Here is a 12912-nt window from a genome sequence, read left to right as displayed (position 1 = left end):
ATGGAACCCTTTGCAGCCGTTCGGCCTTGCGTTGAATGGTCCGCCTGTGTCAACTGCGCGACACGACGAGGCCGGTCAGGATTCACAAGGTTAGCGCCCAAAGTATGCAAGCAGCGACCCGCTCACGCCTGACCCTGGCCTGCATTCTGGTGACCATCCTGCTGGACATGATCGGCGTCGGCATCATCGTGCCGGTGCTGCCCGAACTGCTCGAAGACCTGACCGGCGGCAGTGTCGCCGATGCCGCTGTCATCGGTGGCTATCTGGTCTTTACCTATGCTTTCATGCAGTTCGTTTTCTCTCCGGTCCTGGGCAACCTCTCGGATCGCTTCGGCCGGCGGCCGATTCTGCTGGCCTCCCTGCTGGGGCTGACCTTCGACTATCTCATGATGTCGATCGCCCCCGTCGTCTGGTACCTTTTCATCGGTCGCGTCATTGCCGGCTGCGCGGGCGCCGCGGTGGCAACGGCCACGGCCTATATGGCCGATATTACCCCGCCCCATAAGCGGACCCAGCGCTTCGGCCTCATTGGCGCCGCCTTCGGCCTGGGCTTTATCATCGGCCCGGTGATCGGCGGCGAACTCGGCGAATTCGGCCCGCGCGTCCCCTTCTTCGCCGCAGCCGGGCTGGCCTTCGCCAATTTCCTCTTCGGCCTGTTGGTGCTGCCCGAAAGCCTGCCCAAGCATTCCCGCCGCAAGTTCGACATCCGCCGCGCCAATCCCTTCGGCGCCATCCTTGCCCTCAAGCAATATCCGGTCGTGCTGTGGCTGCTGGCCGTGCTGTTTTCCTTCTCGCTGGCGGCACAGGCGCTGCCCACGGTGTTCAGCTATTTCACCGTGGAAGTGTTCCAGTTCACCTCCTCCAATATCGGCCGCGCCCTCGGCGCCTTCGGCATCGGCTTTGCCATCTGCCAGGCCTTCGTCGTCGGCCCCATGGTCAAGCGCGTCGGCGAACCGCCGGTCGCCATGCTGGGCCTGCTCGCCGCCATCGTCGCCTTTGCCGGTGTCGCCTTCACCGATCAGGTCTTCTACCTCTACGCTTTCATCATGGTGGGCGCCATCAGCGGCCTGGCCGCCCCGGCCATCAATGGCGTGCTGTCGCGGCAGGTGCCGGACAACGCCCAGGGCGAGTTGCAGGGCGCCGTCAATGCCGCCAATTCGCTGGCCACCATCATCGGCCCGCTCGCCGCGACGCAGATTTTTTCCTATTTCACCACGGCCGCGGACTCGCCCGGCTATTTCCCCGGCGCACCGTTCCTCGCGGCAGCGATCTGCGTGACGGCCGCGCTGGTCATCTTCACTGTGGCGGCATGGCGGTTCGAGCTGGGCCATCGCCCCTCCATCGCCAACAAGCCTGTTGTTCCCGACATGGCCCCGCCGGGCCAGATCAGGGTTCCCCCCATCGACGACGATGCCGACGATCCCGATGCAGATTCGCCCCGCCACTGAAGCCGACCACGTCGCCATCCTCGCCATCGTCGCGCCGACGCTGGCAACCGGCGAAACCTATGCTATCGCCCGCGATCTCGATTCGGCGGGGGTTCGCGCCTACTGGTTCGCCCCGTCACACGAGGTTTTCGTCGCCGAGGAGAATGGCGTGATCCTCGGCACCTACTACCTGATGGCCAACCAGGCCGGCGGCGGCGCCCACGTCGCCAATTGCGGCTATATGACCGCCCCGGCGGCCCGGGGCAAAGGCGTGGCCCGCGCCATGTGCGAGCATTCGCTGGTGCGGGCGAAAGAACGCGGCTTCCGCGCCATGCAGTTCAACCACGTCGTCTCCACCAATGCCGGCGCCGTGGCGCTATGGCAAAAGCTGGGCTTCGCCATCGTCGGCACCCTGCCCCAGGCGTTCAACCACCCTGTCCACGGCTACGTGGACAGCTATGTGATGTTCCGAGCGCTCTGAGCCACGCCCTCATGGTGAGGTGCGAGTTCTTCACGAGCCTCGAACCACGAGGGCGTGGCACCAAACCCAAGCAAAAATGGGCCCCGCTTGCGCGGAGCCCCAATCTCGGTTTCACACCAGCCCTACTTCCCCAGCGTCGACGGCCAGGTCCCATGCAGATCGGCCCCCCGGCCCACGATCTCGAACCCATGCGCCCCAAAAAAGTCGCGCTGGCCCTGGATCAGGTTGGCCGTGCCCTGTGCCTGGCGGTAGCTGTCAAAATAGCTCAGCGCCGCCGAGAGGCAGATCATCGGGAATTCGCCGACGGCAGCGGCGGCCACCACCTTGCGCAGGCTCGGATGGCTGTCCTTCATGATCTCAACGAAATCGGGCACCACCAGCAGATTGACATTGCCGCCCTTGGCATAAGCCGAACTCATCTGGTCGAGGAACCGCGAGCGGATGATGCAGCCGGCCCGCCAGATCTTGGCGATGGTCGCCAGCGGCAGGTTCCAGCCATTCTCCTCCGAGGCCTTGGCGATAACCGCGAAACCCTGCGCATAGGAGACGATCTTGCCGGCCAGCAGCGCCTTTTCGAGATCGGCCAGCGTCACATCGGTCCTGGCACGGACCGGCTTTCCGTAGATGGCCTCGGCCGCAACGCGCTCGTCCTTGCGCGCCGAGATCGAGCGGGCCGCCACGGCGCCCTCGATGGCCGTCGCCGGCACGCCCATCTGCTGGGCGGCAATGGCGGACCAGACGCCGGTGCCCTTCTGGCCGGCCTTGTCGAGGATCAGCTCGACCAGCGGCTTGCCGGTCTGCTCATCGACGGCGGCCAGCACATGGCCGGTAATTTCGATCAGGTAGGAATTGAGCGGCCCCTTGTTCCATTCCTTGAACACTTCGGCGCAAGCGGTTGGATTCATGCCCAGACCGTCACGCATCACGCCATAGACTTCGGCGATCATCTGCATGTCGCCATATTCGATGCCGTTATGGATGGTCTTGACGAAATGGCCGGCGCCGCCCTCGCCCAGATAGGCCACGCAGGGTTCGCCGTTGAACTTGGCGGCAATGGCGGTCAGCACCGGCTCGGCATTGTGCCACTGCGCCTTGGAGCCGCCGACCATAATCGAGGGGCCATGGCGCGCGCCCTCTTCACCGCCGGACACGCCGACGCCGAGATAGCCGATGCCCTTGGGCCTGAGATAGTCGAAGCGACGCTGCGTATCGGTGAACAGCGAGTTCCCGCATTCGATGATCGCGTCGCCCTGTTCCAGATGCGGCAGCAGCTGCTCGATCATCTCGTCCACCGGCTTGCCGGCCTTGACCATGATGATGATGGAACGCGGGCGCTTCACCGCCGCAACGAACTCAGCCAGCTCGTACTTGGCGACAGTCTTGCCATCGAGGCCTTCCTTCTTCGCCTCCGCCACGAATTCGTCGATGCGCCCGGAAGACCGGTTGTGGACCGCGATAGTATAGCCTTTTTCAGCAATATTGAGGGCGAGGTTGGAACCCATCACCGCCAGGCCGATCAGGCCGATATCCGCAGTCGACATTACAAGCAGTCCTTCCGAGGTCGTCATCAACTTATGCGCACAACGCATGGCGTGCGGCGGCGAACCTGACCACAAACGAGCCTCCGACGGAAGTCGTATTTACGGATTTTTTGGCCGAATCCGGCTTCATGTATGGAAGATTTCTGCCGCAGCGGCGCCACCGGCCATCCGCCCTTGCAACGGCCCGGCGCCTCCTCTAACAACTGCAATATTCACCTGTGGATCGCCCGCCCCATGACCAGCATTGCCGACCAGTTCAGCCTTGCCGGCAAGCGTGCGCTGGTCACCGGATCCAGTCGCGGCCTGGGCTATGCCATGGCCACCGCGCTGGCCGATGCCGGCGCCGCCATCGTGCTCAATGCGCGGGACAATGTGGCGCTCGGCGCCGCCGCGCAGGACTTGGCCGCCACCGGCGCCGCGGTCAATGCAGTGGCCTTCGATGTCACCAGCCGCGACAGCATCAATGATGCCGTGACCTATATCGAGGACCAGATCGGGCCGATCGATATCCTGGTCAACAATGCCGGCATGCAGTTCCGCTCCAGCCTCGAAGCTTTTCCGCCGGAAAAATTCGATCAGGTCATAGCAACCAACCTGACCTCCGTTTTCAATGTCAGCCAGCCCGTCTCGCGCCACATGATCGCCCGCGGCAGCGGCAAGATCATCAACATTTGCTCGCTGCTGTCGGGCATGTCCCGTCCCTCGGTCGCCCCCTATGCCGCCACCAAGGCCGCGGTCGCCAATATCACCCGCGGCATGGCCGTCGACTGGGCGTGGCACGGCCTCAACGTCAACGGCATCGCGCCGGGCTACTTTGCCACCGAGCTCAACGACGCCCTGCTGAAAGACGAAAAATTCAACGCCTGGGTCGAAACCCGCACGCCCATGGGCCGCTGGGGCCAGCCCGAGGAGTTGGGCGGAGCCGTCGTCTTTCTCGCCTCCGAGGCCGCGCGCTTCGTCAACGGTCACATTCTCTATGTCGATGGCGCCTTCACGGCGACCGTCTAGGATTGCATTCCATGCCGCTTACGCCCTCCCGCATCATCATCGTCATGGGCGTCAGCTCGTCGGGCAAGTCGACCGTCGGCCAATCCATCGCGCGGCGCCTGCATGTGCCGTTTCTGGATGGTGACGGCTACCACCCCGAGGCTAATGTCGAAAAGATGCGTGCCGGCATACCGCTCGATGATGCCGATCGCTGGCCCTGGCTCGAACGCCTCGCCGCCGCGCTGCATGACGCCGCCGACCGCAAAGGCGCCGCCGTCGGCGCCTGCTCGGCGCTCAAGCGCGCCTATCGCACCTTCCTGACCGAAAAGGCGGGCGAGCCCATCACCTTCGTCTATCTCGACGGCTCCCGCGAGGTCATCGGCGAGCGCATGGCGCGGCGGAACCACGAATACATGCCGACCAGCCTGCTCGACAGCCAGTTCGCCACGCTCGAAATCCCCGATCCAGAAACGGAGAACGTCCTTGTTGTGCCCGTCACCGACAGTGTCGACCAGATCACCCGCACAGTGATCAAGTCGCTCGACCATCTCAAGACCTTCAAGCGCTGGCAGTAGCACCAAGCGCCTCCCTACAAGGCCGGCGCCCGGCGGTCAGTCGCCCTGTCGGCGCGCCCATGACCGCATGGCGGTCATGAGATAATCAGCGAAGCCCGGCTCGATGGCCTCGTAGCGCGCCCGGAAATCGGGATGCTCGTAAATGTCGGCCAGCCCGGCATAGGCCGCCGGCCCGCAATCCCTGCCCCATGAACGCGCCACCCAGGCGCGATGCCTCTCGATGGCAGGATCGAGGCTCGCCGCCTGCGGCGGGATGCCCCGACGCAGGCCTTCGGCCAGTCCCTGCTCCACCGCTTCGAGTTCCTGCATCGCGGCTGCCATCTCGTCCTTGCCCATTGCCGACATGGCCTTGCGGCTGCGCGCGATCCGCACCTCCATGTCACTGCCATAGCGCTCGATGAGCCACTGCTCGTATGCCGCCTGTTTTTCGGGCGATACCACGCCCGAATACAAATCCGCGTCCTTCATGGCGCGATCTCCTTTCAGTCTGGCGATCGTGCGGTCGATCGTCTTGACCATTCTGGCGTATCGCTTCGCCTGGCTTTCCAGCCGCGCGCGCTGCCTTTGCAGCGTCTCGACCCTGTCAAAGCCCGGCGCATCGAGAATGGCCCCGATTTCCGCGAGCGGAATATCGAGTTCCCGATGGATGAGGATCTGCTGCAGCCGCAGCAATTCCTCCTCGCCGTAATAGCGATAGCGATTGTCGCCAGTGAACGCGGGCTTCAGCAGGCCTATTTCGTCATAGTGATGCAGCGCCCGCACCGAGATGCCGGCAAGCTGCGCCAATTGATTGACTGTGTAGGTCTTCATCTGTCCACGTCTCCGCAAGACAGCTGAATAGTCCCTCACGCCGCGTCAGGGTCAACACGTCAGCTGCTACTCGCATCCGGAATCGTTTCGGCGCGCGACAGGCTCGCATTCTTGTAGCGCTCGTCCCGGGTAACCTCGGCCCCGACCCAGGCGGGCAGCGGAACGGCCTGATTCTCGTCGGCAAGCTCCACCTCGGCAATAACCAGCCCCAGGTGCCGCCCGGCAAACACGTCCACCTCCCACACCAGCCCTTCATGCGGCACCAGGTGGCGGCGTTTCTCGATCACATGCGGCTCGGCCATATCGAGCAATTCGCGCGCATCCGCGATGGGGATTTCATATTCGTATTCGGCGCGGGAAATGCCCTCCACTATGCCCTTCAGCGTCAGCACCGCCCGGACATCGTCACGGGTCCGCACCCGCACGGTCGCCTTGGCATTGGACGACAGATAGCCCTGGCGCAGCAGCATGCTTCCCGTCGCCTCGGCGCGCCAGTCGTCCGAGGCCACCAGGAATTTGCGTTCGATTTCCCGGCCCATCGTCAAAATCCGAATGTCATCTGCCCGGCAGGCGTACCGACCGATACCCCTTCCAGCTCGAGCATCCTGAGCTTGGATTCCGCCCCGCCCGGCGCCGAAAAGCCGCCCGGTCTGCCATCGCTGGCCAGCACGCGATGGCAGGGAATGACAAGCGGGATGGGATTGGCCCCCATGGCCGCACCCACCGCCCGCGACAACGCCACGTCGCCCAGTTCCCGCGCCAGCGCGCCATAGGTGGTCGTCTCGCCCCAACCGATCCTGAGCAGCAGGTCATAGGCCCGCCGGTTGAAATCCGGCACGCCGCTCAAATCCAGCGGCACCACGGAAAAATCGACGGCCTCGCCCTCGGCATAATCCTCGATCCGGTTGACCAGGTCCTCAATCGCCCGTGTCGGTTCGCCGGCCTCTGCGCCGCCCCGGTTGATCCGCTGCAGCAAAGCCGCCCGGTCCAGCCCCGGCAGTTGCACGCGCGCCAGCCCGGCATCGGTCCAGCCGATACCGAATTCTCCCAGCGCCGTGTCGAACACCATGGTTTCCATGCGGCGACCTTATGACCCCAAAGCCTGCTGTGCCAGAGCCTGAACCGCCGAACGGCCACACTGCTGACAGATCCTGTCGCAGCAGGTCGCCACACCCGCCGTCATTTCACACGCAAGGAGCAAGTCATGGCCCGCATCGTCGGCTATATCGCCACCAGCCTCGACGGCTTCATCGCCACGCCGGACGAAAATCTCGACTGGCTCACCCAGCAACCCGATCTCAACCTCGGCGAGCACGACTATCGCAACTTCATCAAGACCATCAGCACCGTGGTCATGGGCCGCGCCACCTATGACTGGGTGGCGAAGTATCCGGGCGAATGGGAATATGCGGGCAAGCGCGTCATCGTCGTCACCTCGCGCCCCATCAACAATCCGAAGGGTCCGCTCGAAACCCACAGCGATATCGACAGCCTCATCGCCGAGCTTCGTGCCCTCGATGACGGCAATGTCTGGATGCTCGGCGGCGGCAAGCTGCAGATGACCTTCATGGAGCGCGGCGCCCTCGACGAGATCGAGATTTACGTCATCTCCGAAATCATCGGCAGCGGCATTCCGCTCTTCCCGCCAACGGGCCTGCGCGCCTCGCCCAGGCTGATCTCGGCACAGGGCTTCGGCGCCGCCTGCGCCCGCCTCCATTACCGCTTCGCCTAACAAGTGAAGGGGCCGCCCCACCGGGACGGCCCCTTCACGCTATTCAGGCGTATAGCTCAGTGTTTGAGGGCGTCGCGCGCGTGGTCCTTGGCTTCGCCGACCTTCTGCTGGACCTTGCCCACAGCCTTGTCGAGCTTACCTTCGGCCTGCAGGCGCTCATTGCCGGTGAGACCACCCGCAGCATCCTTCACCGCGCCCTTGACCTGCTTGCCGACGCCTTTGACTTCATCCTTGTGCATGAAAACCTCCTGTCGTGTTGGTGTTGCAGGCATAACGAGGCAGCCCCCGCGGACGTTCCGTTAAATTGCTGTCATGTCAGAGAAAACATGCCGCGCCCCGGCGAGCGTTGGTCAAACGCGCCGCCATCTGCTAAACGGCGCCCATGCCCGGACCCATGCCCACCCTGCTCGACTATTTCCCGCCGCTCGACCCCTATCTCAACGTCCTCCATGTCGATGACGATATCCTGGTCGTCGACAAGCAGAGTGGCCTCTTGAGCGTGCCGGGCAAGGATCCCTCGCTCTGGGACTGTATCGAACATCGCGCCCGCCAGACCTGGCCCACGGCCGGCATGTGCCACCGGCTCGACAAGGATACATCCGGCGTTCTCGTGCTGGCGCTCAACAAGCGCGCCCATGGCCGCATCGGCAGCCAGTTCGAGCACCGCAAGACCACCAAGGCCTATATTGCCCGCGTCGCCGGTGTGATCGAGGCTGATAGCGGCCTGATCGACCTGCCGCTGGCGACGGACTGGGAGAACAAGCCCCGCCAGCGCGTGGACTACGAGAACGGCCGCCCCGCCCAGACCGAATGGACCGTATTGGAGCGCGAGGCCAATGCCACCCGCGTTCGTCTCCATCCGCTGACCGGCCGCACGCATCAGCTCAGGGTTCACATGAGAGAAATCGGTCATGTGATTCTGGGCGATGCGTTTTATGCCGATCCAGCCAGCTTCGCCGCCGCCGACCGCCTGCAACTGCACGCTGCCGAACTGGGCCTGACGCACCCCACGACGGGCGAATTCATGACCTTCGTGGCGCCAACGCCCTTTTAGGCTTCACCGAGATAGCTCACCTCGATGCGCTGGAACAGGTGGCCCGGCTTCATCGTGTCGAGCCATTTGCGGAAATCGGCCACATCGGCAAAGCCGGCGCGTTTTGCTTCGGCCTCGCTGACAGCGGCCGGGTCCATATCGGTGATGGCGCCAATCTGCAGCAGGCCAACCTTGGTCTTGAGCGTACCGCCGGGTTTGACACTGGGCCGGCTCCAGCGGCGGAACACCAGGTCGACCTTGCCGGCCTTGATCCGTTCGAGCAGTTCCAGTTTGAGCAACATCAGTCCAGTACCGCCTGTGCCGTGATTTCGATCCTGAGGCCCTTGGCCAGCAATTCCTCGACCACCACCGTAGCCCGCACCGGATAGGGCTGGGTGGTGAAGAATTGCCGATAGACCGCGTTCATGCCGGCCGCATCGGCGCCGTCGACGAGGAAAATCTGCACCATCACCAGATTGGCCAGCGTGCCGCCGGCCGCCTTGACCGCGATGTCCAGATTCTGGATGCAGCGCCGCGCCTGCGCCTCGATGCCACCTTCGACGATCGCACCCGTCACCGGATCCTCGGCAATGGCCACCAGCCACACGTGCCTGCCGGCCCGCACCGCATCGTTGATGGGCGAGGACGATGGCGCAATGCCGGTTTCGACGCGTTCGATCATGCGGCCTCCCATTGTGGTGCGGGCGGCGGGACTTGAACCCGCACGGGGATACCCCCTCCGGATTTTAAGTCCGGTGTGTCTACCATTCCACCACGCCCGCATCGGCTCGCAGGTAGCATGGGGGGACGGGGATGCCAACGCGTTACGCATCGCCGGACAGCCGAAATTGCCGCACGGCTTTCGCGTGCGGTTACACGGGAGATGGGCGGCCGTTGGACCAAAAAATGTCGACATGGAACGGACCAAGGGCCGCCCATCACGAGCCGCTTTTGCGCGAGGTATGGTTCAGGCGGTACCAGTGTTGCAGGCCCGGCTGCCGTATTTCCCCTCACTGGACAGGTGCCCCCGTCCCACGGTCTCCCCGCCCGGCCCTGCGTCGGGGCCGCGTGAATGCGGAAACGGGTGGAAGTATGCGGGAAAGACTTTGGGGGTGGGGATAAGTTTTTTGCGGAAGCGTTGCCAAAGGAGCTCAAACGACCACTTGTTGCACTCTTGCCCGCCTCAACTCTGCAGGCATCTCTTTCCCAACTAACAAATTGTCGGGTACCAAGGAAATCGTTCTTGGGGGGATCTACATTGAAATTAGTGTTGGCCGTCGGTACGGCATGCGCAATCGTTTTTGCGACTCTATTTTTTTCGCTCAGCTGCATCAGTAGCGATCCTTCCACAGCCGATCTCGACGCTGACCTCTCAGAAGTGCAGATAAGCATCAAAGAGGCAGAGAACGAAGCCGCCTTGTACTCCGGCGGCGCAATTTTGGCACTAATACAGATACGCATTGAGACACTGAAAACTACCCAAGCCATGCTGGAGCAAAAACGGAATTCTTTGTTGCGTCGGATCAACCTTAGCTATGTCATCGAAGGTGTGGCTCACATCCCCAACACCGAGATCATAGCAGCGCTTGAAGAAGACATTGCCGGCGCCCAAAAGGAACGCGACAGAAACATGGCGGAAGCGGCACGCTATAGCGGGGGCCTTATTCAGACGATGGCTCTAATGAATGCTGCGACCAGTGAGGTAACTATAGGTCAGCTTCGGTTGTCGCTACTTGCCGAGAAATATGGGTTTGTGTTTGGCGGCACGTCCGCACAAGAGCCGAATGCACCAGTTGGCCAGGTGATTGTTACAGAGGACTCCGAAGCATTATGAGATTGACATCTTGCCTACTGGCTGCGCTCACATTTCTTGGTTGATGACATTTGGCGTTGCGGGCCAGGATGATGACACCGCCCCATTTGGCCTTGCGTGGATGGTTTCTGCGGAAGAAATCACGGAACTAGGTGTCGTCTTGACGCCCGTTGATATGTCGGGGTTCGGCACGTCATACCTTGCCACCAACTTGCCAAAGGCCCTTTCCGATATAGAAACCGTCGTACTCTCTTTCGGCTACACGGACGAACTATGGCGTGTTGCCGCCATCAGTACAGAATTTGAAAATGACTCGTACGGCACCGCAGTCCGATCTAGGTATAGTGAAATTGAGCGGTCGCTTGAAAAATCCTATACCGCCGGACAGAAATATCATCGTCCGTCGACAGACAGTTACTACGGCAAGGCAGAGAATTTTACCTACTCCATCGATCAGAACGAAGCGAACTGGTTTAGCACCTACACCTCGCTATCAGCCGATATCGAGCTATCCATTGGCGCCGCATCAACCCGCGATTCCTTTTGGCGCCTCATCTACAGTCATCGAGCAGGAGAGGCAGCTTTTAAGGCGGGTAAGTCCGATTTGGAGCTGGATGCACTATAGCTTCTCTTGCGTAGCACTAAGAGGGCAATGCTGCCGCAGTGGTACCTCAGTCCGCCCCACCGAGGGACTATGAGCGCGACGACGATTTGTTGACCGGAAAAATAGCCTCCGACACTAGTTTGGACCAGAATCACGCCATGGCCCCCTTTGGTGAAGACAGGTGGCTATCCTTCCTAAGGGCACAGAATGAGCGCCAGACCCTTGCGCGCGAGGCCCTGCGGGTAGAGGTCGCCTCTTCTGCCGTACCCCTACCGCATGAGCTATTGCAGCGCGTCGTTCTTCAATCCGATGCGCCCTCCATCCTGCGTGGCCACCCTGGCTTTGACTTGTGGGAACGGTGCCAATCGTACTTCACCAGTCTCGACGTGTTCAACCTCTGCCTTGATGACCTTTTGGGAGCCATCCATGGCTTCGAAGGGAGGGCGGTAGCCGACAAGCCCGACCTATTCGAACGGCAGCGTGAATCAGAACTCCGCATGATTCAGCAACGCATCCAGAAGGAGCTGTTTGCCAGTGCCAATGCGGCGGCGTCTCTGGTTGACCATTGCCGTCGGATTGATCCGGCAACGATCATTGCCGGATACGATGCGCGTCGCCGGACGGAATTCGGCAGCGACGGTCTCCATGAATTTGTCATCAACCTACGCGTCCTGCTGCACCATCTGCGCATCGTTGATGCGGGATGGAACCTGACTAATTCTGTACGCGACGGCCAGTCGGCGACGTTCAAGCTGAGCAAGGAAAACCTGCTACGGGCAATCGACGATTTTTCGGGTCTAGCCTCAAGGGCAAGCACCTGGGCTTTCGTCAACAGCCATGACAAAGACCTCGACCTCGTAGATGTGTTCCGTGCATATCGTGACAGGGCCTCCCGCTTCCACGGCTGGCTAAGGCAGGAACTATCCTCGCCGGAGCTGGTGGCGCTCCGCGATTATGAACGCTGCCTCTCCGAACGGGCCAAGGCGTTGTCCCGAGTATGGTGGGCTGCCATGCTCGGAAACTTCCTTAACTGGCCGGCGCCGCCCAATCCCCACCACCACCTTCATCGGTATCTGACCCGCTACGAACTCGCCCAAGTGCGACGATTGCCCCGCAATTCACAGGAACAGGTGGATCTTGTTATTCGCTTAGTGGACGACAAGCACGCCGCTACAGATGATCTGCGGCGCAGCGTGAAAATATTGTTTGATCGATCGCCGCGGTACCGCTGGCAGGACGGCCCGCAGTGGCTGTATCGCCGCTCGCGTGCGTGGATCAGAGCAAGGCAGCGGAGGCGCTAGCCGGCTCATCCCAAGTCGGACGCCCGGCCGAGCCTCAGTCCGTCCCGCCGCTGATCGGGGCCACATAGGCCACGTCCAGGTCCCAGGGGAAGAAAATCCAGGTGTCCTGGCTGACTTCGGTGATGAAAGTATCGACCAGTTCGCGCCCCTTGGGCTTGGCATAGACCGTGGCGAAGTGCGCGCCGGGGAGCATTTCGCGGACGACGCGGGCGGTGGAGCCGGTATCCACGAGGTCATCGACGATGAGAATCTTGCCGCCCTTGCCGGCAATATCGAGCACGGGCTGGCTGATCGACTTGAGGACCTGGATGCCGCCCTGGTTCTGGTGGTCGTAGCTCTTGACGGCCACGGTCTCGACCGTGCGGATATTGAGCTCGCGCGCCACGATGGCGGCGGGGACGAGGCCCCCGCGGGCAATGGCGACGACGGCGTCGAACGTGCCCATGCCGGCCAGCCGCCAGGCCAGCGCCCGGCTGTCGCGGTGGAACTGGTCCCAAGTGACGGGGAACGACTTCTGGTTGGGATTGCTCACGGCTCGGGCTCCTGCGCCGGCGCTGCCCAGCGCCGGGATGAATGAGAAGCGTCGTGCTTAGCAAACCACGGCGGTT

At 62.4% G+C, this 12912-nt stretch carries 17 protein-coding genes and 1 tRNA gene; 9 read left to right on the top strand and 9 right to left on the bottom strand.

Features of this window, described 5'->3' with window-relative positions; all coding sequences use genetic code 11:
• The first annotated feature begins 104 nt into the window (after window positions 1-104).
• Both ASD80_RS10320 and ASD80_RS10315 read left to right on the top strand, forming a co-directional pair.
• On the top strand, window positions 105-1448 hold the full coding sequence (locus ASD80_RS10320; RefSeq protein WP_082555193.1) for a TCR/Tet family MFS transporter: 1344 nt from the start codon (window positions 105-107) through the stop codon (window positions 1446-1448).
• Entirely contained in the window at window positions 1426-1908 is a 483-nt protein-coding gene (locus tag ASD80_RS10315) for a GNAT family N-acetyltransferase (protein WP_056232394.1), read from the top strand. Before ASD80_RS10320 ends, ASD80_RS10315 begins: the two co-directional genes overlap by 23 nt.
• Before the next feature lie 122 nt (window positions 1909-2030).
• Here the strand turns inward: ASD80_RS10315 and gndA are convergent, their stop codons facing one another.
• Window positions 2031-3449 (bottom strand): NADP-dependent phosphogluconate dehydrogenase, encoded by a 1419-nt coding sequence (gndA, locus tag ASD80_RS10310; protein ID WP_056232391.1) that lies wholly within the window; start codon window positions 3447-3449, stop codon window positions 2031-2033.
• 234 nt (window positions 3450-3683) lie between these two features.
• On the opposite strand from gndA, the gene ASD80_RS10305 reads away from it, so the two are divergent.
• Window positions 3684-4457 (top strand): SDR family oxidoreductase, encoded by a 774-nt coding sequence (locus ASD80_RS10305; protein ID WP_056232763.1) that lies wholly within the window; start codon window positions 3684-3686, stop codon window positions 4455-4457.
• A gap of 11 nt (window positions 4458-4468) precedes the next feature.
• The gene (locus ASD80_RS10300; protein WP_244488976.1) at window positions 4469-5011 is read left to right on the top strand and encodes a gluconokinase; all 543 of its coding nucleotides are present in this window, start codon (window positions 4469-4471) and stop codon (window positions 5009-5011) included.
• Between the two features lie 36 nt (window positions 5012-5047).
• Here ASD80_RS10300 and ASD80_RS10295 read toward each other — a convergent pair whose 3' ends face one another.
• The 3 genes from ASD80_RS10295 to ASD80_RS10285 are packed head-to-tail and all read right to left on the bottom strand — an operon-like array spanning window position 5048 to window position 6899.
• Complete coding sequence (locus ASD80_RS10295) at window positions 5048-5821, bottom strand: MerR family transcriptional regulator (protein WP_056232389.1); 774 nt, start codon at window positions 5819-5821, stop codon at window positions 5048-5050.
• Window positions 5822-5880: 59 nt separating this feature from the next.
• Window positions 5881-6360 carry a CYTH domain-containing protein gene (locus ASD80_RS10290; RefSeq protein ID WP_056232386.1) on the bottom strand — a complete coding sequence of 160 codons (480 nt, stop codon included), beginning with the start codon at window positions 6358-6360 and terminating at the stop codon, window positions 5881-5883.
• Window positions 6361-6362: 2 nt separating this feature from the next.
• Window positions 6363-6899, bottom strand: a complete 537-nt coding sequence (locus tag ASD80_RS10285; protein WP_056232383.1) for a methylated-DNA--[protein]-cysteine S-methyltransferase — start codon at window positions 6897-6899, stop codon at window positions 6363-6365.
• A 126-nt stretch (window positions 6900-7025) separates the two neighbouring features.
• Between ASD80_RS10285 and ASD80_RS10280 the strand changes: the two genes are divergently transcribed.
• Window positions 7026-7553, top strand: a complete 528-nt coding sequence (locus tag ASD80_RS10280) for a dihydrofolate reductase family protein (RefSeq protein ID WP_056232375.1) — start codon at window positions 7026-7028, stop codon at window positions 7551-7553.
• Between the two features lie 56 nt (window positions 7554-7609).
• Here ASD80_RS10280 and ASD80_RS10275 read toward each other — a convergent pair whose 3' ends face one another.
• Complete coding sequence (locus ASD80_RS10275; RefSeq protein WP_056232373.1) at window positions 7610-7792, bottom strand: CsbD family protein; 183 nt, start codon at window positions 7790-7792, stop codon at window positions 7610-7612.
• A 143-nt stretch (window positions 7793-7935) separates the two neighbouring features.
• Between ASD80_RS10275 and ASD80_RS10270 the strand changes: the two genes are divergently transcribed.
• The gene (locus ASD80_RS10270; RefSeq protein WP_082555192.1) at window positions 7936-8607 is read left to right on the top strand and encodes an RluA family pseudouridine synthase; all 672 of its coding nucleotides are present in this window, start codon (window positions 7936-7938) and stop codon (window positions 8605-8607) included.
• Here ASD80_RS10270 and ASD80_RS10265 read toward each other — a convergent pair.
• The 3 genes from ASD80_RS10265 to ASD80_RS10255 form a co-directional block, all read right to left on the bottom strand.
• Window positions 8604-8888, bottom strand: a complete 285-nt coding sequence (locus ASD80_RS10265) for a hypothetical protein (RefSeq protein ID WP_056232368.1) — start codon at window positions 8886-8888, stop codon at window positions 8604-8606. The genes ASD80_RS10270 and ASD80_RS10265 overlap by 4 nt on opposite strands.
• Entirely contained in the window at window positions 8888-9268 is a 381-nt protein-coding gene (locus tag ASD80_RS10260) for a RidA family protein (RefSeq protein WP_056232365.1), read from the bottom strand. The genes ASD80_RS10265 and ASD80_RS10260 overlap by 1 nt, the downstream gene beginning before the upstream one ends.
• Before the next feature lie 14 nt (window positions 9269-9282).
• A tRNA-Leu gene (locus tag ASD80_RS10255) sits at window positions 9283-9368 on the bottom strand.
• A gap of 476 nt (window positions 9369-9844) precedes the next feature.
• Here ASD80_RS10255 and ASD80_RS10250 point away from each other — a divergent pair.
• From ASD80_RS10250 to ASD80_RS10240, 3 genes are all read left to right on the top strand, one after another.
• On the top strand, window positions 9845-10420 hold the full coding sequence (locus ASD80_RS10250; RefSeq protein WP_056232362.1) for a hypothetical protein: 576 nt from the start codon (window positions 9845-9847) through the stop codon (window positions 10418-10420).
• Between the two features lie 10 nt (window positions 10421-10430).
• Entirely contained in the window at window positions 10431-11024 is a 594-nt protein-coding gene (locus ASD80_RS10245; protein WP_162247346.1) for a hypothetical protein, read from the top strand.
• A 137-nt stretch (window positions 11025-11161) separates the two neighbouring features.
• Complete coding sequence (locus ASD80_RS10240) at window positions 11162-12304, top strand: hypothetical protein (protein WP_156460401.1); 1143 nt, start codon at window positions 11162-11164, stop codon at window positions 12302-12304.
• A 34-nt stretch (window positions 12305-12338) separates the two neighbouring features.
• Here the strand turns inward: ASD80_RS10240 and gpt are convergent, their stop codons facing one another.
• Window positions 12339-12836 carry a xanthine phosphoribosyltransferase gene (gpt, locus tag ASD80_RS10235; RefSeq protein WP_056232354.1) on the bottom strand — a complete coding sequence of 166 codons (498 nt, stop codon included), beginning with the start codon at window positions 12834-12836 and terminating at the stop codon, window positions 12339-12341.
• Window positions 12837-12912 lie beyond the last annotated feature (76 nt).

The sequence above is a fragment of the Devosia sp. Root635 genome (assembly GCF_001427605.1).
Classification (GTDB): domain Bacteria; phylum Pseudomonadota; class Alphaproteobacteria; order Rhizobiales; family Devosiaceae; genus Devosia.
This window is presented reverse-complemented; position numbering and strand designations above follow the sequence as displayed.

Excerpts from the sequence above, each read along its gene's own strand:
- ASD80_RS10320 (WP_082555193.1), top strand. The coding sequence starts at position 105 with ATGCAAGCAGCGACCCGCTCACGCCTGACCCTGGCCTGCATTCTGGTG.
- ASD80_RS10315 (WP_056232394.1), top strand. The coding sequence starts at position 1,426 with ATGCAGATTCGCCCCGCCACTGAAGCCGACCACGTCGCCATCCTCGCC.
- gndA (WP_056232391.1), bottom strand. The coding sequence starts at position 3,449 with ATGTCGACTGCGGATATCGGCCTGATCGGCCTGGCGGTGATGGGTTCC.
- ASD80_RS10305 (WP_056232763.1), top strand. The coding sequence starts at position 3,684 with ATGACCAGCATTGCCGACCAGTTCAGCCTTGCCGGCAAGCGTGCGCTG.
- ASD80_RS10300 (WP_244488976.1), top strand. The coding sequence starts at position 4,469 with ATGCCGCTTACGCCCTCCCGCATCATCATCGTCATGGGCGTCAGCTCG.
- ASD80_RS10295 (WP_056232389.1), bottom strand. The coding sequence starts at position 5,821 with ATGAAGACCTACACAGTCAATCAATTGGCGCAGCTTGCCGGCATCTCG.
- ASD80_RS10290 (WP_056232386.1), bottom strand. The coding sequence starts at position 6,360 with ATGGGCCGGGAAATCGAACGCAAATTCCTGGTGGCCTCGGACGACTGG.
- ASD80_RS10285 (WP_056232383.1), bottom strand. The coding sequence starts at position 6,899 with ATGGAAACCATGGTGTTCGACACGGCGCTGGGAGAATTCGGTATCGGC.
- ASD80_RS10280 (WP_056232375.1), top strand. The coding sequence starts at position 7,026 with ATGGCCCGCATCGTCGGCTATATCGCCACCAGCCTCGACGGCTTCATC.
- ASD80_RS10275 (WP_056232373.1), bottom strand. The coding sequence starts at position 7,792 with ATGCACAAGGATGAAGTCAAAGGCGTCGGCAAGCAGGTCAAGGGCGCG.
- ASD80_RS10270 (WP_082555192.1), top strand. The coding sequence starts at position 7,936 with ATGCCCGGACCCATGCCCACCCTGCTCGACTATTTCCCGCCGCTCGAC.
- ASD80_RS10265 (WP_056232368.1), bottom strand. The coding sequence starts at position 8,888 with ATGTTGCTCAAACTGGAACTGCTCGAACGGATCAAGGCCGGCAAGGTC.
- ASD80_RS10260 (WP_056232365.1), bottom strand. The coding sequence starts at position 9,268 with ATGATCGAACGCGTCGAAACCGGCATTGCGCCATCGTCCTCGCCCATC.
- ASD80_RS10240 (WP_156460401.1), top strand. The coding sequence starts at position 11,162 with ATGGCCCCCTTTGGTGAAGACAGGTGGCTATCCTTCCTAAGGGCACAG.